Genomic DNA, 23,690 nt, shown 5'->3' on the forward strand with positions numbered 1-23,690 from the left:
GAAGACGTCACTCGATGACGATCCGCGGCGCGGTGCGGCCGGCCGGGGCGCCGGTGAGGTTCGCCCACAGGGACGCGGCGATGTCGCGGTAGACCTTGGCGTGCGGCCCGTCCGGATCGGTCGCCACCACGGGACGGCCGGAATCCGAGGTCTCCCGGATGGTCATGTCGAGGGGCACCTCGCCGAGGAACGGCACGCCGAGGCGCTGCGCCTCGATGCGGGCGCCGCCATGCCCGAAGATGTGCGAGGCGTGGCCGCAATTCGGGCAGATGAAGGTCGCCATGTTCTCGATCACGCCGAGGATCGGAACCGCGACCTTCTTGAACATGGTCACGCCCCGGCGGGCGTCGATCAGCGCGAGATCTTGCGGCGTCGAGACGATGACGGCGCCCGAGAGCGGCGTCGCCTGGGCCATGGTGAGCTGGGCGTCGCCGGTGCCGGGCGGCATGTCGACGATGAGCACGTCGAGCTCGCCCCAGAGCACGTCGCGCAGCATCTGGGTGATGGCCGATTGCACCATCGGGCCGCGCCAGATCATCGCCGTCTCCGGCTCGATCAGGAAGCCGATGGACATGACCTTCAGCCCGTAGCCGACCATCGGCTCCATGGCCTTGTTGTCGACCACGGTCGGCTTGCCGGACAGGCCGAACAGCTTCGGAACGGAGGGCCCGTAGATGTCGGCATCGAGCAGGCCGACCTTCAGCCCCTGGGCCTGGAGGGCCAGCGCGAGGTTGCAGGCGGTGGTGGACTTGCCGACGCCGCCCTTGCCGGAGGCGACGGCCACGATGTGGCGCACGCCGGCGATCTGCGGCCCCTGGTTCGGCGGTGCGCCGGGCCGCGGCGGCGCGACCGGCGGCGGGGTCACCGGACGGGGCGCGGCGTCGCTCTGGGCCGGCATGCCCGGGCCGCGCTCCGAGGTCAGGCTGGCGAACACCCCCGAGACGCCCGGCATCTGCAGGACGCGCCCCTCCGCCTGCCGCCGCACCGGCTCGAACCGCTCGGCCTCGCTCGGATCGACCAGGATCGAGAACATCACCCGGTTGCTCGGATCGACCACGACCTGAGATAGCCGCCCGGAGCCGGGCAGGGTGGTGCCGGCGGCGTCGACGGTGACGGATTGGAGCGCGCGCAGCACGTCGTCGCGGGTAATCGCCAAATCGTCCTCCACCGGGAGCAAGCAGGTCTAATACCCGCTGCATGTAACCGAGCGCCGCAAGAACGCCAGACCCTGTCCCCGCCATCGAGATCTCCACCGCTCCACGACGCGCGGCGGTTTTCCCTCGAAATTGCCGACCATGGGCCGTACATTCGGGGTCGGACGGAGGTGGCGATGCGCAACGCGCGACGATCTGACGACATCCCGAAGAACCGGCGACGCACCGATCGCTTGGAGGCCCGCGTGACGGCGGAGCAGAAAGCTCTCGTCGCGCATGCCGCAGCGCTCGAAGGACGCAGCATCACCGACTTCGTCCTGACGAGCGTCCAGGATGCCGCCAAGCGTGCCATCGCGGAGCACGAGGTGATCCAGCTCAGCGTCCGGGATTCCCGCGCCTTCGTGGAGGCGCTCCTCGCGCCGCGCGAACCCAGCGAGCGGATGCGGGATCGCGTGGCGACTTACCGAACGCTGATGGGTGGCTCGGAGACGTGACCATCGGCGCTGGGCCGGCCATCGAGATCTTCGATGCCGGGCGGCACGATCGATCCCGCTTTGCGTGCGGCGTCGACGCTCTCGATCGCTATCTCCGCTCGCAGGCCGGCCAGGATGCGCGGCGCCGCGTGGCCGCCCCGTTTGTCCTGCTGGAGCCTCCGGAACCCGCCATCCTGGGGTTCTACACCCTCGCCAATACCTCGATCCGGGCCGCAGAATTGCCGCCGGCCTTCGTCAAGAAACTGCCGCGCTATCCGATCCTGCCGGCCACGTTGCTCGGCCGGCTGGCGGTCGATGCGTCACGGCGCGGCCAGGGGTTCGGTACGCTTCTGCTGCTGGACGCGCTGCGGCGCTACCTCAGGAGCGAGACGGCCTCCCTGGCAGTCGTGGTCGATGCGAAGGATGAAGCCGCGGTCGCGTTCTACGAGGGCCATGACTTCCTTCGGCTGCCCGATCAGCCCCGCCGTCTGTTCAAGCCGATGGCCGAGATCGCGATGCTGTTTGACCCTACCGCGTCCTAGACGATCGCCCCGCGCGATCACCGCCGTCCCGGTGGAACCGCGATCAGATTGCATTCCTCCATCGGGCCGCGCACCACGGTGCCGTCGCCGCGCCGGTAGAAGCCGTGGCGAACGTGGCGGCAGCCGAGCGGCCCGCGCAGGCGCTTCACCCGTTCGATATGGACGCTGCCGGCGCGGCGCCCGGAGAAATCGTGGCCGCCGATCCGGACGCCCGGCCCGAACCGGACCTCGGCGCGGGCCGGCGCGGCCGCCAGCCAGACCGATCCGATGAGCACGGCCAGCCCCCAGCGGGCCGTCCACCGCCCGTTCGCCCCCATCCCGAAACCTCCTGAACCAAGCGGGCCTTCGCCCGTTGTCGAGGCGACTTGCGGGCGGGGCCTCCCCAGAGGGGTCCCCCCGCGCGACTCGAGCGCCACGTCGGCGACAGCAAGGAGACCGGTTTCATGCATCAGGGCAACCACCGCGACCACGAGGGCGCGAAGAAGCTGTTCGAGCTGATCAAAGACGTGAAGATCGCGATGATGACCACCGTCGATGCCGAGGGGACGCTCAACAGCCGCCCGATGTGGAACAACGACGCCGACGAGAACGGCGACTTGTGGTTCTTCACCAAGCTGCACTCGCCCAAGACCTCCGAGATCAGCAAGGACAACCAAGTGAACCTCGCTTATTCGGACCCGTCGAGCCAGACCTACGTCTCGGTGGCCGGCAAGGCCGAGATCGTGCGCGACCAGGCCAAGATCGACGAGAAGTGGAATGAGAGCCTGAAGACCTGGTTCCCCAACGGCAAGAACGACCCCGAGGTCGCGCTGATCCGCGTCCATCCGGAAAAGGGCGAGTACTGGGACAGCCCCAACAGCACGATGCTGCACCTCTACGGCTACGTGAAGGCGTCGCTCACCGGCGAGAGCCCCAAGACCGAGACCAAGAAGGTCGATCTCGCCTGATCGCGCGCGACGGCGCGGCGAGGATATCGGGGGCGGCGCGCCGGAGGGTGGGCCGCCCTTCTTCTTGACGCGACCGCGCCCGGCATGCGCTCTGCGCCGGTGACGCGGCGGAAGAGTCCGAAGAGCATGATTGATCTGGCGAAGCGGGTCTACGATCACAGCTTCCGCATCGACCCGATCGTGCGGTCGCTGCTCGACACGGATTTCTACAAGCTGCTGATGGCGCAGACGATCCTGCGCCGGCATCCCCAGATCAGCACGACCTTCGGGATCACCAACCGGACGAAGCGCATCCGCATCGCCGACGAGGTCGATGCCGGGCTGCTGCGCGAGCAGCTCGACCATGCCCGCAGCCTCCGACTCAGCAAGGGCGAGGTGACCTGGCTGCGCGGCAACGTGTTTCGCGGCCAGGGGCGGATCCTCGGCCCCGAATTCGTGGCGTGGTTCGAGGGTTTCCAGCTGCCCGACTACGAGCTCGCGGTCCATGACGGCCAGTACGAGCTGACCTTCCACGGTCCCTGGATCGAGACCACCATGTGGGAGGTTCCGGCGCTGGCGATCCTCAACGAGCTGCGCGCGCGCGCCGTGCTGCGCGGCCTCGGCAAGCTCGACCTTCAGGTACTCTACGCCCGCGCGATGACCCGGGTATGGGAAAAGATCCAGCGCTTGCAGAAGCTGCCCGACCTGTCGGTGGCGGATTTCGGCACACGCCGGCGCCACGGCTTCCTCTGGCAGGATTGGTGCGTCCAGGCGATGGCCGAGGGTCTGGGCGGCGCCTTCCTCGGCACCTCGAACTGCCTGATCGCGGCCCGGCAGGAGGTCGAGCCGGTGGGCACCAACGCCCACGAATTGCCGATGGTCTACGCGGCGCTGGCCGAGGACGACGCGTCGCTCGCCGCCGCGCCCTACCGGGTGCTGGCCGACTGGCAGGAGGATTACCAGGGCAACCTCCGGGTCATCCTGCCCGACACCTACGGCACCACCGGGTTCCTGGCCAACGCCCCGGACTGGGTCAGCGACTGGACCGGGATCCGCATCGACTCGAAGGACCCGATCGAGGGCGGCGAGGAGGCGATCCGCTTCTGGCGGGAGCGCGGCTACGATCCCCGGGATAAGCTGGCGATCTTCTCCGACGGGCTCGACATCGACCAGATCGAGCACATCCACGCCCATTTCCACGGGCGCATGCGCATCGGCTACGGCTGGGGCACCCTGCTGACCAACGATTTCCGCGGTCTCCTGCCGGACGGCAAGCTCGATCCGGTCTCGGTGGTCTGCAAGGTCACGGAGGCGAACGGCCGCCCGACGGTGAAGCTCTCGGACAACCCGACCAAGGCCCAGGGGCCGGCCGACGAGATCGCGCGCTACCGCCGGGTGTTCGGGGTCGGCGAGCAGGCGGCTTTGCCGGTCCTGGTGTGAGGCGGTTCCGGCCTCGCATCCGTGAAGCCCGCCCCCTGACGGCCGGCGCGGACAACAGGTATGGTGTCGACCAACAGGGCCCGCCGCCTGGCCGGCCCGATGGGAGAACGCCATGACCCTGAATCGCCGCTCGCTCATCGGTGCCGCGGGCCTCGCCCTGGCGGCGCCGGCTCTCGACGGCGCGCAGGCCGCCGACGCCGCGAAGCCGGCCGCCAAGGCACCGCCCGTCACCAAGATCCTGGCGCAGTGGATCCTGGCTTCGTCCTACGACACCCTGCCGGAGAATGTCCGGCGCGAGGGGGTGCGCAGCTTCCTCAACTGGGTCGGCGTGGCGATCGGCGGCTCGCACCACGAGACCGTGGACGTCGCGGTCTCGGCGCTGCAGCCGTTCTCCGGGCCGCCGCAGGCCGGCCTGTTCGGCCGGTCGGAGCGGTTCGACATCATGAACGCCGCCTTCCTGAGCGGCGTGGCGAGCCACATCTTCGATTTCGACGACACCCACCTCAAGACGATCATCCACCCGGCCGGCCCGGTCGCCTCGGCGATCCTGGCCTATGCCCAGATGAAGCCGGTCTCGGGGAAAGCTTTCCTCGACGCCCTGGTGGTCGGGATCGAGACCGAGTGCCGGATCGGCAACGCGGTCTACCCGAACCATTACGATGCCGGCTGGCACATCACCGGCACCTGCGGGCCGTTCGGCGCGGCGGCGGCGGTCGGCAAGCTGATGGGGCTCACCGAGCCGCAGATGATCTACGCGCTGGGGCTCGCCGCCTCGCAGCCGGTCGGCCTGCGCGAATCGTTCGGCTCGATGAACAAGAGCTTCAATCCGGGCCGGGCGGCCTCGAACGGCCTGTTCGCGGCGATCCTGGCGGCCAAGGGCTTCACCTCCTCGGACGGCATGATCGAGGCCAAGCGCGGCTGGGCCAACACCATCTCGACCAAGCAGGACTGGTCCGAGATCACGGACGGGCTGGGCACCCGCTACGAGGCGCTGCTCAACACCTACAAGCCGTTCGCCTGCGGGATCGTCATGCATCCGACGATCGATGCCGGGGTGCAGATCCGCGACCAGGACCATGTCCGGCCGGAGGACATCGCCCGGGTCGACCTCAAGGTCCATCCGCTGGTGCTGGAGCTCACCGGCAAGACGGCGCCGAAGACCGGCCTGGAGGGCAAGTTCAGCATCTACCACGCGGCCGCGATCGCGCTCGTTGAAGGTGCGGGCGGCGAGAAGCAGTTCAGCGACCGGGCGGTGAACGACCCGCGTGTGGTCGCCCTGCGCCAGAAGGTGGTGCCGGTGATCACCCCGGGCATCGACGCCGCGCAGGTGGACATGACCGTGACCCTGACCGACGGGCGGAGCTTCCACCGCCGGATCGAGCACGCGATCGGCAGCGTCGAGACGCCGATGTCGGACGCGCAGCTCGAGGCGAAGTTCACCGACCTCGCCGCCGGGGTCCTGCCGGAGGCCCAGGTCAGGCGGGTGATGCAGATGTGCTGGTCGCTGCCCGAGCTGGCGGATGTGGGCGAGGTGGCGCGGGCCGGGGTGCAGGGCGCGTAAAGACGACGGCCGGCCGACGTTGACGGTCCGCCGTTCCGGCACCAAGATCCCGGGATGGCCGACCTGCCGATGAAAGACATTCGAGAGATCAGTCTTGAGGCCGTTCGAAGCATCGCAGGCTCTCAAGCCGGTGAAGCTGAAGTCGGCATCGGCCTCGATTCGTCCGACGAGCCCGTCTATCACATCACGCTGCAACTCGATCGCGGCTAGCAATCCATTCTGTCTTCGGCGGACAGGCTCCAGATCCGCCAGAAGATACGGGATGCCCTGATCGAGGCCGGCGACGAGCGCTATCCGTTCGTCCGTTTCCTGTCGCAAGACGACTGGGACGCCCGCACCCGTGCTCGATCCCCATGAGTTGCTCCAGGTCGCGCGCGCCCTGGCGGCCGGACCATCGCCGGTCGATGCCGAACTCCGTCGTGCGATCTCGTCCGCCTACTACGCGCTGTTTCACGCGACCCTGAAGATGGCGACCGAGCGCTTCGTGGGCGCGCCGCATCGGACCACGTCGGCCTACGCTCTGATCTATCGCGGCTTCGTCCACAATCGAATGAAGGACGTTTGCCGGGCGATCGACCGGCCGATCCTGGGACAGCGGCATCAGACGCTGTTGCAGCGAACCCGCGTCTCCCCCGAGGCACGGACATTCGCCAACGCCTTCGTGAGCCTGCAGGCCCTTCGGCACAGGGCCGATTACGATCCGCAAGTCGCCTTTCGGCGATCGGACGCCGTCGATGCCTGCGATCAGGCCGAGAGCGCCGCCCAGGCTTTGGCCGCCATCGATCCGGTGGAGCTCACCGATATCCTCGCCCTGCTCTTGGTCGAGGCGCGGGTGTAAGGCCCTCTCAGTCCCCGCGCCATAGCCCGCACGGCATTCCGGCCTCTGATCCGCGGAGCCTGCGGGATCGTTTTCCGGCCCCGTGCCGTTCCCCTGCCGCGAGGCCCCGTGACCCCGGCGGGCGCCCGCTTGTGGCGTTCGGGGTGTGGACTCGCAGCATGGGCACGAGAACCCCGGTCGGGGCGCAGCCTGGACACGCGCTGGTTCCGCCGCGGCCGGCCCGCGTGACCGCGGCCGAGACCCCGCGGACCACCTTGGCGTCGCCGATCCTGGTCGGGGCCACCATCGTGGCGGTGCTGTATTTCGGCCGCGAGATCTTCATCCCGATCGCGATCGCGCTGCTCCTGTCCTTCGTGCTGACGCCGCTGGTGAACCGCCTGCGACGCCTGCGCCTGCCGCGGTTGATGGCGGTGGGCGTGAGCGTCCTGCTGACCCTCGGGATCGTGGGCGCGATGGCGACCCTGATCGGCATCCAGGCGGCCGATCTCGCCGGCGACATCCCGCGCTACCGCGCCACCATCGAGCGCAAGATCGAGGGCCTGCGCGCCTCGCCGGTAGGCCACGTCACCGATTATATCGCCAATATCGGCCGGGCGCTCCACAACGGCGGCAAGGAGCCGGGCCAGGACCAGGCCAAAGAGCCGGCCAAGGAGCCGGCGAAAGAGCCACAGCAGGCCGCGCCGCAGGCACCCGAGGCGGCGCCCGGGCTGGACCCGGCGCGGCCGGGGCCGAAACCCGTCCTCGTCGAGGTGTCGTCGACCCAGCCGGGGCCGCTCGAGACGCTCGGCACCCTGCTGTCGCCGGTGCTGCAGCCGCTGGCGACCGTCGGAATCGTCTTCGTGGTGCTGCTGTTCGTCCTGATGCAGCGCGAGGATCTGCGCGACCGGATGATCCGGCTCGCGGGCTCCAGCGACCTGCACCGCACCACCGGGGCGATCGACGACGCGGCCGGGCGCCTGAGCCGCTACTTCGTGGTGCAGCTCGCCCTCAACACCGCCTTCGGGGTCGTGATCGGGATCGGACTCTACTTTATCGGCGTGCCGAACCCGGTGCTGTGGGCGATCTTCGCGGCGCTGATGCGGTTCGTGCCCTATCTCGGGGCGTTCCTGTCGGCGCTCCTGCCGATCACGCTCGCCGCCGCGGTCGATCCCGGCTGGAACATGATGATCGCGGTGGCGATCCTGTTCCTGATCCTGGAGCCGCTCACCGGCCAGGTGTTCGAGCCGATCTTCTACGGCCAGTCCACCGGGCTCTCGCCCTTCGCGGTGCTGGTCTCGGCCCTGTTCTGGACCTGGCTGTGGGGGCCCGTCGGCCTGCTCCTGTCGACGCCGCTCACCGTCTGCCTGGTGGTGCTGGGGCGCCACGTCGAGCACCTCGAATTCCTCGACGTGCTGTTCGGCGACAGGCCGGCGCTCACCCCGGTGCAGAACTTCTACCAGCGCATCCTCGCGGGCGATTCCGAGGAGGTGCTGGGCCATGCCGAGCTGATCCTGCAGCAATGCTCGCTCTCGTCCTACTACGACGAGGTCGTCCTCAAGGCCCTCGAACTGGCCGCCCGCGACGCGGCGCGCGGGGTGCTCACCGCCCAGCAGAAGGGGGCGATGCGCACCGCACTGGGCGAGCTGATCGCCGACCTGTCGGACCGCAGCGACGCCAGCACCGAGGCGGCGGGCGAGAACGGCGACAACGCCTGCAGCCCGATGCCGATCGGTCCGGCGCCCGACGCGCTGCCCCAGGCCTGGACCCGCCAGGGCGCGGTTCTGTGCATCTCGGGGCGCGGCTTCCTCGACGAGGCCGCAGCCATGATCCTGGCCCAGATCCTGGAGAAGCGCGGCATCGGCGTCCGCACGGTGCCGTTCTCGGACGCCTCGACGGCGCGGATCGGACGGTTCGAGCCGGGCCCCGCCCGGATGGCCTGCGTCGTCTCGCTGGCGCTGAACGGCGAGCCGACCCATCTGCGCCGACTGGTCCGGCGCCTGCAGGATCGGATGCCCGGCGTGCCGGTCCTGCTCGGGCTGTGGCTCGCCCAGAACGGCCAGTTGGACAAGGTCGCGCGCGCCAAGGACGGCGCGACCGCGGCGACCGACCAGGTCGCGTCCCTGCGCGAGGCCATCGAGGCGGTTCTGGCCGCCGTCCAGGCGGACATCGCGGCCGTTCCGGAGACCGGGGCGGCGGCGCGCAGGCCGGAACCGGCGGACGCATGAGCGGAGGGGACTTGACGGCCGGGGTGCCGCCCCGGTTTCGTCGCGCACCGGCCGGGCTGCCGGACGGGTCGCGGACAGATCAGGGGACAGGGCCGATGAGCGTCGTCGAACTCGGGCGGTTCATGGACGATCTCGCGGACGCGTCCGGCAAGGCGATCCTGCCGTTCTTCCGCGCCCAGTTCGGCCTCGACGACAAGGCCCGCGGCGGCGCGCCGTTCGATCCGGTCACGGAGGCCGACCGGGCCGCCGAGGTCGTGCTCCGGGCGATGATCGGCCAGACGTTTCCCGGCCACGGCATCCTGGGCGAGGAGTTCGGCGCCGAGCGGCTGGACGCCGAATGCGTTTGGGTGCTCGACCCGATCGACGGGACCCGCGCCTTCATCGCCGGCCTGCCGACCTGGGGCACGCTGATCGGCCTGACCCGCAACGGCGTGCCGGTGCGCGGGCTGATGCACCAGCCCTATCTCGGCGAGCGCTTCACCGGCGACGGCCGCCACGCCCGCCTGCGCGGCCCGGCGGGCGAGCGCACCCTGCGGACCCGCCGCTGCGCCGAGCTGGGCCAGGCGATCCTGGCCACCACCGACCCGCGCCTGTTCGCCTCCGGCGACGAGGCCGAGCGGTTCCGCACCCTGGAGGGCCAGGTGCGGCTGTCCCGCTACGGCGCCGATTGCTACGCCTATTGCATGCTGGCGGCGGGCCAGATCGACCTCGTGGTCGAGGCCGGCCTGAAGCCCTACGACATCGTCGCGCTGATCCCGATCGTCGAGGGCGCCGGCGGCCGGATCACGGCCTGGGACGGCGGCTCGGCCGCCAAGGGCGGGCGGATCGTGGCGGCCGGCGACCCGCGCCTGCACGAGGCGGCGCTGAAGGTCCTGAACCCTTGAGGGCGCACCGTCTCACGGTCCATCGGCTCCGAGATTCGCATGCGCGCGGGAGCCTGTCCGCGTGCTGCTGAACGCGCTCGTCCTGCTGACGGGCCTGATGCCCGCCGTGGAAGATCGCGCGGCCACGCTCATGGCCGCGCCGGCGGCGGCTGTCGCCCCGACTGAGGCTGCGCCGCCGCGTTTCGATCCGGCGACACGCTCCGTCTCCAACTGGCACGTTCAGGCGGGCGAGAGCCTTCTGCCGCGCGCCCTGGCCCTGACGGCCCGGCTGGCCGAGGATCCGCCCTACGTCGCCCGCTGCGTCCGGCTCAACAACGGCTGGTGCATCAAGTCCGCCCGCTGGCCGGGGGAGATCGGTGCCGATGCCGAGGGCCACACCGCCTTCGCGACCCTGGCCGACGGGGCCGATGCGGCGGCGAGCCTGCTGCGCCGCTACTTCCGCGATTACGGCCGGCGCAACGCGCTCGCCATCGTGCGCCGCTGGGCGCCGTCCGAGTGCCGCGTCGCGACGCCGGCCCGGGCGGGCAGGGGCATCGCGATCGGGGTCGCGACGCCGGCGGTCTCGGCGACCCTGGCGCCTCGGGGGCTCGGCCGGACCCTGCGCGCTCGCTTCCTCGCCGCCCACCGGCCGGGCGGCGTGCCCCGGGCGCGGGCCAAGGCCCTGCGGGTGCAGCCCTGGTCGCCGCTCGCCCGGATGGCCGGCCGGCCCGGGGCGCGTCCGGCCGCCGCCCGCGTGCCGCACGTGGCGACGCTCCAGCCGGTGCCCGACATCGCTGCCGGGATCGCCGCCTCGGCCGAGTCCCGGCTGGCGGCCGCGCCCCGGGGCGCCGCGGATCCCGCAGCGCTCCTCGACCGCAAGCTGCCGAGCCCGGACCGGATGGTCGCGGAATCCGCCCAGCTGCCGGCCATCGCGGCCGGGCTGCCCCTGCTCGACCTGCGGCTGCCGGCGCCGCTCTGCACCGGCGACGAGGTCCGGATCCAGGCCTATGCGGCGCGGATCAGCGGCAGCGTCGGGCTGAAGCCCGGCGACGACCTCGACCTGTTCGGGCCGGACGGTACGCCGCGGCCCAACCTGGCGCCGGTCATGCTGGCCATGTCGGCGGTGGAACTCGGAACGCTCCGGGCCGGCCCGGATCTCGTCGCGGGGGCCATCGCCCGCCTGAAGCCCATGACACCGACACCCTAACGTCCTGGTTTCAAAAGGCCCGAGACCTTTTGCGGGTCCAGGGCGGAGCCCTGGCCTCTCGTGGGCTCCGCCCCCGAACCCCGGCAAAGGGCAAAGCCCTTTGGAAAGCCCGAGCCGGCCAAGCCTTGCGGTTCGGCCCGAACCGCGCCACCTGTGCCCGGCCTGTTTCCCGAGACGACGAGCCCGCCCGTGCCCCTGACCGACCTTGCCGCACGCGCCGGCTCGGCCGTCAAAGCCTTCGCCGAAGCCTCGCACGACCTGCTGATCCAGCCGACCTTGCGGCTCGGGGTCACCGGGCTCGCGCGCTCGGGCAAGACCGTGTTCACCACGGCGCTGATCCACCACCTCGTGGAGGCGCACGCCCTGCCGGCCTTCGCGCCCGCGCAGGAAGGCCGCCTGCGCCGCGCCCGGCTGGTGCCGCAGCCCGACGACGACGTGCCGCGCTTCCCCTTCGAGGAGCATTTCGCGACGCTCACCGAGGCGAGGCGCTGGCCGCGCTCCACCGACCGGATCAGCCAGTTCCGCCTGGAGATCGCCTACGAGCGCGCCGCCGGCTGGCGCAGCGGCCCGGCGACCCTGATGCTCGACGTGGTCGACTATCCCGGCGAATGGCTGCTCGACCTCGCGCTGATCGAGACGAGCTACACCGCCTGGTCGCGCGCCACGATCAACGGCACCCGCCGGCCGGGCCGGAATGCCGTGGCGGCGCCCTGGCTCGAGGCGCTCAAGGGCTTCGATCCCAACGGCCCCCTCGACGAGGTCGCGGCCGAGCGCGCGAGCGACGCGTTCAAGACCTATCTGGCGGCCCTGCGCGCCGGCCCGGAATCGGTGGCCACGACGCCCCCGGGGCGCTTCCTGATGCCCGGCGACCTCGCGGGCTCGCCGGCCCTGACCTTCGCGCCGCTGGACAACCTCACCGGCAGCATCGCCCCGGACAGCCTCGTCGGGCTGATGGAGCGGCGCTTCGAGGCCTACAAGGCCAAGATCGTCACGCCGTTCTTCCGCGACCATTTCCAGCGGGTCGACCGGCAGATCGTGCTGGTGGACGTGCTCGCTGCGGTCGATGCCGGGGCCACCGCCCTGGCCGAGCTGGAAGAGGCCCTCGACGCCGTGCTGCTCAGCCTCAATATCGGCCGCAACACGGTGCTGTCGAAGCTGTTCGCGCCCCGGGCCGACCGGGTGCTGTTCGCCGCCACCAAGGCCGACCACCTCCACCAGACCAGCCACGACCGGCTCGACGCGCTGCTGCGCCTGCTGGTCTCCCGGGCCATGCGCCGGACGGAGGCCGCCGGCGCCCGGGTCGGCACCGTGGCGCTCGCCTCCGTGCGCGCGACCCGCGAGACCACGGTCCATGACGGGCCCGAGATCCTGCGTGCGGTCGCCGGGACGCCCGAGGCCGGCGAGACGGTGGGCGACGAGGTGTTCGACGGCAACAGCGAGGCCGCGGTCTTCCCGGGCGAGCTGCCGGCCCGCGCCGAGGCCGTGCTGGAGGGTGCCGTCGCCCCGGGCTCGCTGCGCTTCCCGCGCTTCCGCCCGCCGCTGATCCGCCCCGACGGCCTCGGCCGCCCCGGCCACCTGCCGCAGATCCGCCTCGACCGGGCGATGCAGTTTCTGATCGGCGACAGGCTCGGGTGATGGGGAGGGTGGCTGTCCGGGATGCCGCCGCCGTTGTGAACCGGTCGACGCATGTTTCGATCGCGTTGCGGCGTGCCGGCGCTCGTTCACATGCATGGTGCTCGACGCACACGGCGCCGGTTGGGGCGCGGGTCCCCTCTCCCGTGCGGGAGAGGGACAGGGTGAGGGATGCGACGTCTCCGGAAAGCCCTGGTCCCTCACCCCAACCCTCTCCCGCACGGGAGAGGGGGCGTGTCGCGGCCGGCGCGAAGCGACGGGTCAAGCTTGGAGTCCGTGCCGGCGACGGCACCCGCACCGACCGGCTCCAACAGCCCACCGCCGTGAGGGCAGACCCGAAAAACCCCCTCTGGAGGCCGTAAGCATGTCCTCAGGCCAGAAGCCCCGCGCCTTCCGGATCAATCCCGAGCCGCCGCCCGGTCCGGGGGTGACCACGACGCCGCTCGCGGCGCGGCCGGAGCAGGCCCGGATCGTGGAAGAGCCGTTCGAGATCGTCGACGCGGCCGACGGCGTCGCGGTGCCGGTGGCGCCGCGGCGGCGCTCGCCCTGGGGGGCGCTGTTCCTGACCGCGGCCGGCGGGCTGGTCTCGCTGGGGATCGGGCTGTCGATCGAGCGGATGATCGCAGACCTGTTCCAGGCCGCCCCCTGGCTCGGCTGGGTGGCGCTCGCGCTGCTGGGCCTCGCCGGGCTGGCGCTCCTGGCGATCGTCGGGCGGGAGCTCGCCGGGCTGCGGCGTGAGCGGAAGATCGAGCGGCTGCGGCAATCCGCGATCGACGCGCTCGCCTCCCGCGACCATACCGGGGCACAGGCGGTGGTCCAGGCGCTCTCGACCTTCTACGCCGACCGGGAATCCCTGGCGCCGGGACGCGCCCGGATCGATGCGGCCGCCGACGCGATCCTCGACGTGGACGATCGGATCGGGCTGGCCGAGCACGAGCTGTTGGCGGGTCTCGACCGGCAGGCGCGCAACGCCATCGCGTCCACCGCCAAGCAGGTCTCGGCGGTGACGGCACTGTCGCCGCGGGCGATCGTCGATGTCGCGTTCGTGGTCTTCGCCGCCGTCCGGCTGCTGCGCCGGATTGCATCGATCTACGGGGGCCGGCCGGGCTTCCTGGGCTTCCTGCGGCTGGCGCGCGCCGCAGTGGCGCATCTCACCGTCACCGGCGGCATGGCGGTCGGCGAGAGCGTGATGCAGCAGGTGCTGGGGCTCGGGATCGCCGCCCGGGTCTCGGCGAAGCTGGGGGAGGGCGTGCTCAACGGGCTGATGACCGCCCGATTCGGGCTGGCCGCCCTCAATGTCTGCCGGCCGCTGCCGTTCGTGCGCGAGGCGCCGCCGCGCCTCGCCGATGTGGCGGGCGAGCTGCTGCGCGCGGCAGAGCCCGAATCGAAATAGGCCGGCCCGGTTATTTGGCGGCGGTGGCGGCGCGGCGATTCGCGATGCGGGAGAACATGTTGCCGGTGTAGTCGGCGACCTTCGGCTTCTCGGGCTCGCCGACCTTGGCCTCGAACGCCTCGATGCGCTTCAGGAGCGCGGCGTCGTTGAACAGGGAGCTGTTGAAGTTGATGTGGGCCCGGGGCCCGAGGGCGGCCTGCACTAGGTCGAGTCGTTCCAGAAGCTCTTTACGCGTCACGGTGCTCTCCACGGGCGCCTTCGGGGCGAAGGACCGCCCAAGCCCACACTGGAAGCCGCGAGGGTAAACGACGCGTTAACGCGAGCGCGCTGTCCTACAGCCCCTTCAGGAATCCCGCGAGGCGCATCAGGCCCTCGGGCCACGGTCCATGCCCGCTGGCGACGTTGATGTGGCCCGATTCGCCGGCATCCACCGTCAGGGCGCCCCAGGCATGGGCGAAATCGTCGGCCCGGTCGTAGCGGCAATACGGGTCGGTCCGGCTGGCGACCAGGAGGGAGGGGAAGGGCAGGGGCTCCCGCGGCACCGGCGCGAAGGCGCGCACGGCGTCGGGCAGGCCGGGCGCCTCCTCGACATCCGGGAAGGCCACGAACAAGGCCCCGCGCACCACGCCGGCATCGAAGCGGGGCGCCGCCTCGACGCTGGCGACGACACCGAGGCTGTGCGCGATCAGGATCACCGGCCGGGTCGCGGCCGCCACCGCCTCGGCGATCCGCCCGCACCAGGCCTCGGGGGTCGGCGCGTGCCAATCGTCCTGGGTCACCACCTGCGCGGTGGCGAGGCGGCCGGCCCAGCGGGCCTGCCAGTGGTCCTCCTCCGAGCCTCCGAGCCCCGGGACGATGAGGATGTCGCAATCGGCGGTCTTCATGCCGGCTGCCTAGCGCATGACGCGGAAAAGTGGAATCCGGTTTCCCGAAATCATCATGCGGGAACAAGGCGCTAGCGCCGCCCTCCGGGACGGGCGTCGGGACCGTCGCTTACTCCGCGGCGATCGGGGCGGCCCGGGCCGCGTCGGTGATGTGGCGGGCGATCTGGGTCGAGGCGTAGTTCTTCGCCTTAGCCTCGATCTCGAAATCGGCCCAGACCATGTGGCGGGCCACGAGATCGTTCACCGCCCGGTTCCACATCATGTCGGAATGGGCGGCGAGGTCCCGGACCGCATGGCCGGCGGCGCGCAGGGCCGGGAAATCGGGCAGGGCATCCGGGTCGCAATCGGCCGAGACCGCCTCGCGCGAGACGCTGATATGGGCCACCGGCCGCACCCCGCGCCAGGACTCCCGCACCCGGGCGACGCGGGGATCGTCGGGCTCGAGATATTCGCCGCCGCTCTGGACCCAGTGATGGTGCAGGTCGAGCACCACCGGCACGATGTCGGCGAGCTGGAGCACCGCCTCGACGCCGAAGACGTTCTCGTCGTTCTCGACGGTGATGAGGTCGCGGGCCACCTGGCTCGCCCGGGGCAGGGTCTCGCGGAACCCCGCCACGCCCGGATCGCCGGCGCCGACATGGATGTTGATGTGGGCGCCGTGCGGGTGCCAGCCGCCGCCATAGCCCATGCGGTCGAAGATCTCGGCGTGGTAGTCGAGCTCGGACAAGCCGTTGGCGATGGCCGCCGGGTTGCGGCTCGCCAGCAGGCAGAACGGCCCCGGATGGAAGCTCAGCCGCACGCCGAGCCGGCGCGCCAGCGCCCCGGCCTCGGCCAGCCCGCGCGCGACCAGGGCCTCCATCTCGGGCTCGGCGTAGATCGGGCGCGCGATGGCGTGGGTGTAGCCGGGCAGGACGTTGCTCGCCATGCGCAGCAGGCGCTCGATCGGCGGCCGGGCCCCCACCCAGGCGATCTGGCGGGCCAGCGCATCGAGGTTGTGCGCGACGAGACCGGCGAGCTTCGCATGCCGGGCGACGGGGTCCAGCTTGGCGAGATGCGCCATGGTCACGCTGGTCAGGTTCATGTGGAGCGTCGCCTCGCGCTCCGCCTTGAGGGTGGCGTGCGTGTCGAGCGGCTCGTCCAGAACGAACTTGCAGCAGAAACCGAGGCGGGGCTGATCGCGCATAGGATGCACAACGCGCGAGGACGCCGCGCGTGCCCGACATCGCGCGCGGAACGGCCGCGCTTCGCCGACGTTTGAGCCTTCGAGCGCGGCAGTTCCGCGCGGACGGCCGTCTCGTACCTCCATGCCCGCGTCGCCCCCCCGCCCGAGTTCCGCGCCGGAAACCGGCTCGCTCCTCTGGATCCTGATGCTGGGCTCGGCTCTGGTGGCGCTCGCCGCCGCGCCCGCCCGGCGGCGCATGCCGGACCTGCCCGAACGGCCCGAGGCCCCGGCCGACCGGACCCCGTCGGACGCGAACGAAACGGCCCGCGACAAGGCGGCTAACGGCGGCGCGCGCTCGATCGCCGGCCGCGCCGCGCAGCTCACCGCGGCGACGCAGCCCGAGCGCGGGCGCGCGGCCAACAGCCCCACCGAGATGACCCCGGCCGGCTGGAAGGACATCGCGGTCCGGGTCTACCTGGAATTCAACAAGGACCGGGTGCTGGCGGTGGCCGCCGGGGTGACCTTCTACACCCTGCTGTCGCTGTTCCCGGCCATCGCGGCGCTCGTCACCTGCTACGGCCTGTTCGCGGACGTCAACGCGATCAACGAGCACCTGGCGCAGCTGCACGCGGTGCTGCCCTCGGGCGCGGTCGAGCTGATCGGCGATCAGATCAAGCGCATCGCCGCCAAGGGCAGCAGCTCCTTGAGCCTGACCTTCTTCACCAGCCTGCTGCTGTCGCTGTGGAGCGCCAACGCTGCCATGAAGGCGATGTTCGACGCCCTGAACGTGGTCTACGAGGAGGAGGAGAAGCGCAACTTCTTCTGGCTCAACATCCGCTCGCTGACCTTTACGGTGGGCGCGCTGCTGTTCATCATCATCGCGCTCAACGCGATCGTGGTGGTGCCGGTGGTGCTGAACTTCCTCGGTCTCGGCTCGGGCGCGTGGCTGCTCGCGGCCCTGCGCTGGCCGGCGGTGCTGCTGGTGCTGCTCGCCGGGCTCTCGGTGCTCTACCGGTTCGGGCCGAGCCGCGAGCATGCCCGCTGGCGCTGGGTCGGCGTCGGCAGCATCGTGGCGGGGCTGCTCTGGCTGATCGCGTCGCTGCTGTTCTCCTGGTACGTGGCGAGCTTCGGCACCTACAACGAGACCTACGGCTCGCTCGGCGCCGTGATCGGCTTCATGACCTGGATCTGGATCTCGTCGACCATCGTGCTGCTTGGCGGCGAGATCAACGCCGAGCTGGAGCACCAGACCGGGCGCGACACCACCACGGGCGCGCCGCTGCCGATGGGCCACCGCCGGGCCCGGATGGCCGACACGGTCGGGGCGGCGGCGTAGCGGCACGTCTGCCGGCACTCGGCGACAGGATGCCGCCGGTGCAGCCGTTTTCAGGGGTGCGGGACTGCCGGGCCTCGCGCGCGATGCCTATATCTCCTGTCGAAAAGGGAGATGTTCATGGCCGATAGCGCGACCACCAACCCGGATACCCGCAGCGACGCCGAGTGGCGCGCGACGCTCACGCCCGAGCAGTACCGGGTGCTGCGCGAGCACGGCACCGAGCGCGCCGGCACGAGCTGCCTGCTCGCCGAGAAGCGCCCGGGCACCTTCACCTGCGTCGGCTGCGGCCAGCCGCTGTTCGAGCAGGGAACCAAGTTCGAGTCCGGCACCGGCTGGCCGAGCTTCTTCGAGCCGCTGGAGGGCGCCGTCGAGACCACGGTGGACCGCAGCCACTGGATGGTCCGGACCGAGGTCCATTGCGCCCGCTGCAAGGGCCATCTGGGCCACGTCTTCGACGACGGCCCCGCCCCCACGGGCCTGCGCTACTGCATGAACGGCGCCGCGATGAACTTCGAGCCGGCGGCCTGAGCCGCCCGGCGCCGGTTTAATCTGGATTGGGAAAACGGCGCTGAAAGACGGGATATCGGGGACAGGCGGGGATCCGGGCGAATCACAACCGGGTTCCGGTCTTGATTTCGTCGTGTTTTTGCTTAGCGGTTAACCGTCTCATGTTGTCGCCGTCCGGTATTGGCGGTGGATGCGGTCCTGTCCGAGCCAATACGGCGTTGCGGCTCAGCTTATACGCCGTCAGTGCTGGTTCGACTTACCAGATCCATCCGGGCCGGCGGCCCTGAGGGCAGTCCGCCGGATCGGCGCACCGCCGACGAAGCGGGAGGGGTTTTGAGTTCATGAGCACCATTCGCCGATTCCTGGTCGCGCCATCCCTGGTCCGCCTGATCCGCAAGGAGCGGGGCGGTGCCCGGATCACCGAGGGCCACTTCGCCGCGCAGGGGGGCCGCAGCTCCTACGTGCGCGTCGACGGCCAGAACTGCCAGCTGGTGCTGGTGAACAAGGGGCCGGACGGCATCCCGGTCGAGGAGCGGACCGACGTGCCGCGCGCCCACGGCGACGCGCTGCTCGACGTCTGCCCCGGCAAGGCAGCCTACGACCGCACGGTCCTGACCATCGGCGGGCGCGAGGTCACGATCGACCGCTACGTCACGCCGGGCAATCTCGACCTGATCAGCGTCGCCTTCGACAATGACGGCGATGCCTCCGCCTTCCAGGCGCCGACCTGGTTCGGCCGCGAGGTCAGCAGCGAGCCGGCCTTCGAGCGCCAGGCGCTCGCCATCCAGGGCGTGCCGGCGGCCGAAGAGGCGCCCCTGAGCAACGCGGCCCTCGACGCGGTCCTCGACCTGATCGAGCCGCGCTTCGGCTTCGGCCGCTACGGCAGCACCGCGCGCGCCAGCGAGCCGTCGGAAGACGGCGCGATGAACGCCATGCGCCGGATCGTGACCCCGGCCGCCGCGGCAGCCCCCGTCGCGGCACCGCCCGCCCCGCCGGCCCCGGCTCCGGCCCCCGAAGCCGTCGAGCCGCCCCCGGCGGCCCCCGTCGCCGAGGCCCATCCGGAGCCCGAGCATCATCCGGAGCCCGAGCCGGCCCCCGCCCCGGAGCCCGTGCATCACGCCGCGCCGGTCGCCCAGGAGCCCAGCGCCGCCCCGACCCAGGCCGCGCCGCAAGAGACCATCCACAGCGATGCCCGCATCGACGACGTGATCGAGAGCCTGTCCCAGGCGCTCGGCGCCGCGATCCACCAGCAGCCGGAACACGCTACCACGGAGGCCAAGGACGCGAAGTCGGACGAGGCCGCGGGCGTGTTCGAGCGCTGGACCGTCCGTCCCCGCCGGACGCAGCAGCAGACCTGATCCGCCGAATTTCCGTGAAGGCCGCGGGGGCAGGGCGCCACCGCGGCCTTTTTGCTGCGCGCAGCGCATCTCGGACCGACCCTTGGGCTCTGCGGCGCCCCGGCTCCCTCTGCCGGGCTACGCTCTTCCATGCCCCGGCGCCGCAGGCGGGTGGGGACCATGACGCATGTCTGGTAGAGCCTCGGAACGCCCCGCAAAGTTGACGCCGGCCCGGCAGGCTGCCATCCGCGCGTCCTGAGATGTCCGCCCGCAAGCGGCGCCGTTCGAGTCCGAAAAGCAATGACAGACCTGATCGAGACGATCCGCCGGACGCTCGTGCCGATTCACAAGGAGGGCTATCCCTTCATCCTGATCGGCATCGTGCTCACGGTGCTGGCCGGCTATTTCTCGCAGTTCTTCGGGTGGATCTTCCTGATCCTCACCCTCTGGGTCTGCTACTTCTTCCGCGACCCGGAGCGGATCACCCCGGTGGCCGACGGGCTGGTGGTCTCGCCCGCGGACGGGCGCGTCAACCTGATCGCCACCGTGCTGCCGCCCCCGGAGCTCGACCTGCCGCAGGTCCCGACCCTGCGGGTCTCGGTGTTCATGAACGTGTTCGACTGCCACGTGAACCGGGTGCCGGTCTCCGGGCGAATCGGGCAGATCCACTACACCCCGGGCCTGTTCCTCAACGCCGAGCTCGACAAGGCCAGCGACGACAACGAGCGCAACGGCCTGGTCATCGAGACCAGCCATGCCGGGCAGGCCAAGCGCGTCGGCGTGGTGCAGATCGCCGGGCTGGTGGCGCGGCGGATCGTCGGCTTCGTCTCGGCCGGGGACACGCTGGCGGTGGGCGAGCGCTTCGGGTTGATCCGGTTCGGCTCGCGGGTCGACGTCTACCTACCGGCCGGCGCCACCGTGCTGGTCGGCCTCGGCCAGAAGGCGGTGGCCGGCGAGACGGTGCTGGCCGATCTCGGCGGCGGCCCGGGGCGGCAGTTCAAGCGGATCTAGACGATCATGGACGACCTGTTCCCGCCCTTCGCGCCCGATCCGAACGAGCCGCGCCCGCGCCGGTTCAAGCCGGTGCCGTTCCGGATGATCGCGCCCAACATGATTACCCTGATGGCGCTCTGCCTCGGGCTGACGGCGATTCGGCTCGCCTTCGAGGGCAAGTTCGAGCCCGCCGTCATCGCCGTGGTGGCGGCCGGCGTGCTCGACGGGATCGACGGGCGGGTGGCGCGGCTGCTCAAGGGCACGTCCCGGTTCGGGGCGGAACTGGATTCGCTGGCCGACTTCGTGAATTTCGGCTGCGCCCCGGCGCTGATCCTCTACGGCTTCGCGCTGTTCCACCTCAAATCCGCCGGCTGGATCGTGGCGCTGATCTTCGCCATCGCCATGGCCCTGCGGCTCGCCCGCTTCAACGCGATGCTGGACGACCCGAACCGGCCCGAATGGAAGAAGGATTTCTTCGTCGGCATGCCCGCGCCCGCGGGAGCGCTGACCGCGATGCTGCCCCTCTACCTGCACTTCCTCGGCCTGGGCGGCGACACCTGGGCCGCCCCGGCGATCCTGATCTACGTGCTGGCCATCGCCCTGCTGGTGGTCTCCACGGTCCCGACCTTCTCGGGCAAGACCATGGGCAAGCGGGTGCCGCGCAGCCTCGTCCTGCCGATCTTCCTGTTCGGGGTCGCGGCCTTCGGCATCCTGATCAGCTATCCGTTCGAGGCCCTGGTGGCCGTGAGCGGCGGCTACCTGCTGACTATCCCGGTGGTGGCGGCCCAGTATCGCCGCCGCGCCAAGGCCGAACTGGCCGCCGCCGTGGACGAGCCGTCGGGACCTGCGGCGATCGGTGGGGGATAGGCCGAGGCCGACGCTGGCTTTCGCGCGCCTCCGGCCTAGGTTGGCCTGGGATACCGGCGGGGGTTGGGGATGCTCGAAGAGTTCAAGAAGTTCGCGCTGCGCGGGAACGTGGTCGACCTCGCGGTCGGCGTGATCATCGGCGCGGCCTTCGGGGCGATCGTCAACTCGGCGGTGCAGGACCTGTTCATGCCGGCGATCGGCGCGATCACCGGCGGGCTCGATTTCTCGAACTACTACATCCCGCTCTCGTCCAAGGTTCAGGCCGGGCTGCCCTATGCGGATGCCAAAAAGCAGGGCGCCGTCTTGGGTTACGGCCAGTTCCTGACGTTGACCCTAAACTTCTTGATCGTCGCCTTCGTGCTGTTCCTGGTGATCCGGGCGATGAACAAGCTGCAGCATGCCGAGGCCAAGAAGCCCGAGGCGGTGGCCGAGATCCCGGCGGATGTGAAGCTCCTGTCCGAGATCCGCGATCTCCTGGCCGAGAAGCCGCGGGCCTGACGGTCAGGTCCGACGCTCAGGTCTTGGGCTTGTCGGCATCCTCTGGATTGACCCCGAGGGCGTCGAGGATCTGGTCGAGGGCCTGGCCCACCGCGCCGGTGCCCTCCTCGTGAGTCTTCAGCCGGGTCTCGAGCCGGCGGATCTGCGGCTCGAACGCGTCCGGCACCGGGTCGTCCCCGAGGAATCGGGGCTTGTCCGGACCGACGGGCAGCACGCCGCGCAGCTGCTGGCCGAGATGGTCACGCACCGGTTCCGGCAGCGTTGCGCCGGGGTCGCTCGGATCCTGGCTCATGATCTCCTCACATATGCCTTGGCGGATCAACGACTTCGCCGGAGAACCGTTGCGCCGCCGTCGCGGATCGCAGATCGAAGACGGGCCCCGAAGCGAGTCGCTCCGGGGCCCGGTGGGCCGGCGCGGGACCGGCCCGGCTGATTAGTCGATGACCTCGACGATCCGGTGACCGCGATCGACCAGGACCGGACGATCGTTCACGACCGTGTAGCGGTAGCCCGGCTGCACGCGGTACTCGGACGGGACGTCGTAGTAGGTGACGCCGGAGGCCGGCAGCGTGGAGCCGACGGCGACGCGGCCGTCGTAATCGTACGAGCGGACGTTGCGCTCGCGGACGTAGCTGCGGAAGCGCGGCGCCATGTCGACGCCGAGGATGCCGCCGACCGTGCCGGTGGCCGCGCCGACGGCGCCGCCGACGATCCCGCCGATCGGGCCGGCCGCGTCGTTACCGGCGGCCGCGCCGCGCTCGGCACCCGGGATGGTGCCCTGGGCCTGGGCGGCGAGCGGCAGCGACAGGACGAGGGCCGAGGCGGCGATGAGGGTCTTGAGGGTCATACAGGATCACTCCGTTCCGTGGCGTTCCGCCGCAACGAGGCGACGAAGCTCGGGCCGGTAACGCCCGATCCCCGGAAACGGATGCATCCTTTCTCCGGCGCGACGCGCCGAAGACCACGCAGCCCAGGGTTTACTAGGCGTCCTTGGGCATCGCCGACTGGATGAACCGGTCGGAACCGAGATCCTCCTCGTCGTAGCCCAGCAGCTCGGCCAGCCGGCCGCGGGCGCGGCTGACGCGGCTCTTCACGGTGCCGACCTTGCAGCCCATGATCGTGGCCGCCTCCTCGTAGGAGACGCCCTCGGCGCCGACCAGCACCAGCGCCTCGCGCTGGTCCGGCGGCAGCTTGGCCAGGGCCGATTGCAGATCCTCGACGTCGAGCCGGTCGCCCTGATGCGGGGCCGTGGCCAGCCGCGCCGCGTAGGAGCCGTCCTGGTCCTCGACCTCGCGGACCCGCTTGCGGTGATCCGAGTAGAAGATGTTGCGCAGGATCGTGAACAACCATGCGTTGAGGTTGGTCCCCGGCTGGAACCGGGCGCGGTGCTGCCAGCCCTTCAGCAGGGTGTCCTGGACGAGGTCGTCGGAGCGGGCGGGGTTCGAGGTCAGCGACAGCGCGAAGGCGCGCAGCGACGGCACCGCCGCGAGCAGGCCGTTGCGGAATTCCGGCTCGATCGCCTCGCCGCGGGCGCGCAGCGCCTCTTCCAGCTTCTCGATCAGGTCGGCGAAGCGGGAGGGCAGCACCTCTTCGCCGATCCGCTCGTAGACGGTGCGCAAGTGCTCGCCTAGATGCGTGCGGATGTTCGGCGCGAGGTTCGGGCGGCCATCCTGAAGCCCGTCCTCTTGGGATAGGACGGTGTCGGTCTCGTCGCGGCTCATGCGTGTCGTGCTCGTCAGCTCATCGTGGCTCGACCTGCGGTCCGGAACGGTCGAGGCGGATCGCTTGCCGGCCGAACTCCCTTCAAGTCCGGTCGATGCTCTCCTGTTACGGTCGTTCTAGCGCATCGGGGGCGCGCATGCACCCTCGCTCA

26 protein-coding genes are annotated in these 23,690 nt (G+C 70.9%); 18 read left to right on the forward strand and 8 right to left on the reverse strand.

The window, feature by feature from the left end:
- Positions 1-7: 7 nt before the first annotated feature.
- Complete coding sequence (gene apbC, locus LGR69_RS04070) at positions 8-1,156, reverse strand: iron-sulfur cluster carrier protein ApbC (RefSeq protein ID WP_230365262.1); 1,149 nt, start codon at positions 1,154-1,156, stop codon at positions 8-10.
- A gap of 174 nt (positions 1,157-1,330) precedes the next feature.
- On the opposite strand from apbC, the gene LGR69_RS04075 reads away from it, so the two are divergent.
- Both LGR69_RS04075 and LGR69_RS04080 read left to right on the forward strand, forming a co-directional pair.
- Positions 1,331-1,648: a type II toxin-antitoxin system TacA family antitoxin gene (locus LGR69_RS04075; RefSeq protein WP_230365263.1), complete on the forward strand. Its 318-nt coding sequence runs from the start codon at positions 1,331-1,333 to the stop codon at positions 1,646-1,648.
- The gene (locus tag LGR69_RS04080; RefSeq protein WP_230365264.1) at positions 1,645-2,169 is read left to right on the forward strand and encodes a GNAT family N-acetyltransferase; all 525 of its coding nucleotides are present in this window, start codon (positions 1,645-1,647) and stop codon (positions 2,167-2,169) included. Before LGR69_RS04075 ends, LGR69_RS04080 begins: the two co-directional genes overlap by 4 nt.
- A gap of 17 nt (positions 2,170-2,186) precedes the next feature.
- On the opposite strand, the gene LGR69_RS04085 is transcribed toward LGR69_RS04080, so the two are convergent.
- On the reverse strand, positions 2,187-2,486 hold the full coding sequence (locus tag LGR69_RS04085) for a hypothetical protein (protein ID WP_230365265.1): 300 nt from the start codon (positions 2,484-2,486) through the stop codon (positions 2,187-2,189).
- A gap of 126 nt (positions 2,487-2,612) precedes the next feature.
- On the opposite strand from LGR69_RS04085, the gene LGR69_RS04090 reads away from it, so the two are divergent.
- The 10 genes from LGR69_RS04090 to LGR69_RS04135 all read left to right on the forward strand — a co-directional run bounded on the left by LGR69_RS04090 (position 2,613) and on the right by LGR69_RS04135 (position 14,233).
- On the forward strand, positions 2,613-3,116 hold the full coding sequence (locus tag LGR69_RS04090) for a pyridoxamine 5'-phosphate oxidase family protein (protein ID WP_007562869.1): 504 nt from the start codon (positions 2,613-2,615) through the stop codon (positions 3,114-3,116).
- A gap of 126 nt (positions 3,117-3,242) precedes the next feature.
- Positions 3,243-4,535 (forward strand): nicotinate phosphoribosyltransferase, encoded by a 1,293-nt coding sequence (gene pncB / locus LGR69_RS04095; RefSeq protein ID WP_230365266.1) that lies wholly within the window; start codon positions 3,243-3,245, stop codon positions 4,533-4,535.
- Between the two features lie 112 nt (positions 4,536-4,647).
- Positions 4,648-6,096: an MmgE/PrpD family protein gene (locus tag LGR69_RS04100; RefSeq protein WP_230365267.1), complete on the forward strand. Its 1,449-nt coding sequence runs from the start codon at positions 4,648-4,650 to the stop codon at positions 6,094-6,096.
- Positions 6,097-6,150: 54 nt separating this feature from the next.
- Complete coding sequence (locus LGR69_RS04105; RefSeq protein ID WP_230365268.1) at positions 6,151-6,306, forward strand: hypothetical protein; 156 nt, start codon at positions 6,151-6,153, stop codon at positions 6,304-6,306.
- Between the two features lie 130 nt (positions 6,307-6,436).
- Positions 6,437-6,934 (forward strand): hypothetical protein, encoded by a 498-nt coding sequence (locus tag LGR69_RS04110; RefSeq protein WP_163006005.1) that lies wholly within the window; start codon positions 6,437-6,439, stop codon positions 6,932-6,934.
- 158 nt (positions 6,935-7,092) lie between these two features.
- Complete coding sequence (locus tag LGR69_RS04115) at positions 7,093-9,138, forward strand: AI-2E family transporter (RefSeq protein WP_230365269.1); 2,046 nt, start codon at positions 7,093-7,095, stop codon at positions 9,136-9,138.
- Between the two features lie 95 nt (positions 9,139-9,233).
- Positions 9,234-10,022 carry a histidinol-phosphatase gene (gene hisN / locus LGR69_RS04120; RefSeq protein ID WP_230365270.1) on the forward strand — a complete coding sequence of 263 codons (789 nt, stop codon included), beginning with the start codon at positions 9,234-9,236 and terminating at the stop codon, positions 10,020-10,022.
- Positions 10,023-10,083: 61 nt separating this feature from the next.
- Entirely contained in the window at positions 10,084-11,208 is a 1,125-nt protein-coding gene (locus LGR69_RS04125) for a hypothetical protein (protein ID WP_230365271.1), read from the forward strand.
- A gap of 189 nt (positions 11,209-11,397) precedes the next feature.
- Entirely contained in the window at positions 11,398-12,843 is a 1,446-nt protein-coding gene (locus LGR69_RS04130; RefSeq protein ID WP_230365272.1) for a YcjX family GTP-binding protein, read from the forward strand.
- A gap of 361 nt (positions 12,844-13,204) precedes the next feature.
- On the forward strand, positions 13,205-14,233 hold the full coding sequence (locus LGR69_RS04135) for a YcjF family protein (protein ID WP_230365273.1): 1,029 nt from the start codon (positions 13,205-13,207) through the stop codon (positions 14,231-14,233).
- A gap of 10 nt (positions 14,234-14,243) precedes the next feature.
- Here LGR69_RS04135 and LGR69_RS04140 read toward each other — a convergent pair whose 3' ends face one another.
- The 3 genes from LGR69_RS04140 to LGR69_RS04150 all read right to left on the reverse strand — a co-directional run bounded on the left by LGR69_RS04140 (position 14,244) and on the right by LGR69_RS04150 (position 16,300).
- A complete protein-coding gene (locus tag LGR69_RS04140; protein WP_007562848.1) occupies positions 14,244-14,471 on the reverse strand; it encodes a hypothetical protein in 228 nt (75 codons plus the stop codon).
- A gap of 94 nt (positions 14,472-14,565) precedes the next feature.
- A complete protein-coding gene (locus LGR69_RS04145; protein ID WP_050733559.1) occupies positions 14,566-15,117 on the reverse strand; it encodes an RBBP9/YdeN family alpha/beta hydrolase in 552 nt (183 codons plus the stop codon).
- Positions 15,118-15,226: 109 nt separating this feature from the next.
- Complete coding sequence (locus LGR69_RS04150) at positions 15,227-16,300, reverse strand: apurinic/apyrimidinic endonuclease family protein (protein ID WP_007562844.1); 1,074 nt, start codon at positions 16,298-16,300, stop codon at positions 15,227-15,229.
- A 121-nt stretch (positions 16,301-16,421) separates the two neighbouring features.
- Here LGR69_RS04150 and LGR69_RS04155 point away from each other — a divergent pair, with 121 nt between their 5' ends.
- From LGR69_RS04155 to mscL, 6 genes are all read left to right on the forward strand, one after another.
- Positions 16,422-17,615 (forward strand): YihY/virulence factor BrkB family protein, encoded by a 1,194-nt coding sequence (locus tag LGR69_RS04155; protein WP_039902842.1) that lies wholly within the window; start codon positions 16,422-16,424, stop codon positions 17,613-17,615.
- A 117-nt stretch (positions 17,616-17,732) separates the two neighbouring features.
- Positions 17,733-18,143, forward strand: coding sequence for a peptide-methionine (R)-S-oxide reductase MsrB (gene msrB / locus LGR69_RS04160; protein WP_007562841.1), 411 nt, complete (start codon positions 17,733-17,735; stop codon positions 18,141-18,143).
- Between the two features lie 320 nt (positions 18,144-18,463).
- The gene (locus tag LGR69_RS04165; RefSeq protein WP_230365274.1) at positions 18,464-19,480 is read left to right on the forward strand and encodes a CYTH domain-containing protein; all 1,017 of its coding nucleotides are present in this window, start codon (positions 18,464-18,466) and stop codon (positions 19,478-19,480) included.
- Positions 19,481-19,759: 279 nt separating this feature from the next.
- Positions 19,760-20,470 (forward strand): phosphatidylserine decarboxylase, encoded by a 711-nt coding sequence (locus LGR69_RS04170; protein ID WP_230365275.1) that lies wholly within the window; start codon positions 19,760-19,762, stop codon positions 20,468-20,470.
- 6 nt (positions 20,471-20,476) lie between these two features.
- Positions 20,477-21,319: a CDP-alcohol phosphatidyltransferase family protein gene (locus tag LGR69_RS04175; protein ID WP_007562835.1), complete on the forward strand. Its 843-nt coding sequence runs from the start codon at positions 20,477-20,479 to the stop codon at positions 21,317-21,319.
- Between the two features lie 69 nt (positions 21,320-21,388).
- Complete coding sequence (gene mscL / locus LGR69_RS04180; RefSeq protein ID WP_230365276.1) at positions 21,389-21,817, forward strand: large conductance mechanosensitive channel protein MscL; 429 nt, start codon at positions 21,389-21,391, stop codon at positions 21,815-21,817.
- 16 nt (positions 21,818-21,833) lie between these two features.
- Here the strand turns inward: mscL and LGR69_RS04185 are convergent, their stop codons facing one another.
- From LGR69_RS04185 to LGR69_RS04195, 3 genes are all read right to left on the reverse strand, one after another.
- Positions 21,834-22,109 (reverse strand): hypothetical protein, encoded by a 276-nt coding sequence (locus LGR69_RS04185; RefSeq protein WP_007562831.1) that lies wholly within the window; start codon positions 22,107-22,109, stop codon positions 21,834-21,836.
- Between the two features lie 141 nt (positions 22,110-22,250).
- Positions 22,251-22,664: a DUF1236 domain-containing protein gene (locus LGR69_RS04190; RefSeq protein WP_007562829.1), complete on the reverse strand. Its 414-nt coding sequence runs from the start codon at positions 22,662-22,664 to the stop codon at positions 22,251-22,253.
- 133 nt (positions 22,665-22,797) lie between these two features.
- Positions 22,798-23,538: a NepR family anti-sigma factor gene (locus LGR69_RS04195; RefSeq protein ID WP_007562827.1), complete on the reverse strand. Its 741-nt coding sequence runs from the start codon at positions 23,536-23,538 to the stop codon at positions 22,798-22,800.
- Positions 23,539-23,690 lie beyond the last annotated feature (152 nt).

The organism is Methylobacterium brachiatum, from assembly GCF_020523825.1.
GTDB lineage: Bacteria > Pseudomonadota > Alphaproteobacteria > Rhizobiales > Beijerinckiaceae > Methylobacterium > Methylobacterium brachiatum.

Excerpts from the sequence above, each read along its gene's own strand:
- LGR69_RS04075 (WP_230365263.1), top strand. The coding sequence starts at position 1,331 with ATGCGCAACGCGCGACGATCTGACGACATCCCGAAGAACCGGCGACGC.
- LGR69_RS04085 (WP_230365265.1), bottom strand. The coding sequence starts at position 2,486 with ATGGGGGCGAACGGGCGGTGGACGGCCCGCTGGGGGCTGGCCGTGCTC.
- LGR69_RS04090 (WP_007562869.1), top strand. The coding sequence starts at position 2,613 with ATGCATCAGGGCAACCACCGCGACCACGAGGGCGCGAAGAAGCTGTTC.
- pncB (WP_230365266.1), top strand. The coding sequence starts at position 3,243 with ATGATTGATCTGGCGAAGCGGGTCTACGATCACAGCTTCCGCATCGAC.
- LGR69_RS04100 (WP_230365267.1), top strand. The coding sequence starts at position 4,648 with ATGACCCTGAATCGCCGCTCGCTCATCGGTGCCGCGGGCCTCGCCCTG.
- LGR69_RS04105 (WP_230365268.1), top strand. The coding sequence starts at position 6,151 with ATGGCCGACCTGCCGATGAAAGACATTCGAGAGATCAGTCTTGAGGCC.
- LGR69_RS04115 (WP_230365269.1), top strand. The coding sequence starts at position 7,093 with ATGGGCACGAGAACCCCGGTCGGGGCGCAGCCTGGACACGCGCTGGTT.
- hisN (WP_230365270.1), top strand. The coding sequence starts at position 9,234 with ATGAGCGTCGTCGAACTCGGGCGGTTCATGGACGATCTCGCGGACGCG.
- LGR69_RS04135 (WP_230365273.1), top strand. The coding sequence starts at position 13,205 with ATGTCCTCAGGCCAGAAGCCCCGCGCCTTCCGGATCAATCCCGAGCCG.
- LGR69_RS04145 (WP_050733559.1), bottom strand. The coding sequence starts at position 15,117 with ATGAAGACCGCCGATTGCGACATCCTCATCGTCCCGGGGCTCGGAGGC.
- LGR69_RS04150 (WP_007562844.1), bottom strand. The coding sequence starts at position 16,300 with ATGCGCGATCAGCCCCGCCTCGGTTTCTGCTGCAAGTTCGTTCTGGAC.
- LGR69_RS04155 (WP_039902842.1), top strand. The coding sequence starts at position 16,422 with ATGCCCGCGTCGCCCCCCCGCCCGAGTTCCGCGCCGGAAACCGGCTCG.
- msrB (WP_007562841.1), top strand. The coding sequence starts at position 17,733 with ATGGCCGATAGCGCGACCACCAACCCGGATACCCGCAGCGACGCCGAG.
- LGR69_RS04165 (WP_230365274.1), top strand. The coding sequence starts at position 18,464 with ATGAGCACCATTCGCCGATTCCTGGTCGCGCCATCCCTGGTCCGCCTG.
- LGR69_RS04170 (WP_230365275.1), top strand. The coding sequence starts at position 19,760 with ATGACAGACCTGATCGAGACGATCCGCCGGACGCTCGTGCCGATTCAC.
- LGR69_RS04175 (WP_007562835.1), top strand. The coding sequence starts at position 20,477 with ATGGACGACCTGTTCCCGCCCTTCGCGCCCGATCCGAACGAGCCGCGC.
- mscL (WP_230365276.1), top strand. The coding sequence starts at position 21,389 with ATGCTCGAAGAGTTCAAGAAGTTCGCGCTGCGCGGGAACGTGGTCGAC.
- LGR69_RS04185 (WP_007562831.1), bottom strand. The coding sequence starts at position 22,109 with ATGAGCCAGGATCCGAGCGACCCCGGCGCAACGCTGCCGGAACCGGTG.
- LGR69_RS04190 (WP_007562829.1), bottom strand. The coding sequence starts at position 22,664 with ATGACCCTCAAGACCCTCATCGCCGCCTCGGCCCTCGTCCTGTCGCTG.
- LGR69_RS04195 (WP_007562827.1), bottom strand. The coding sequence starts at position 23,538 with ATGAGCCGCGACGAGACCGACACCGTCCTATCCCAAGAGGACGGGCTT.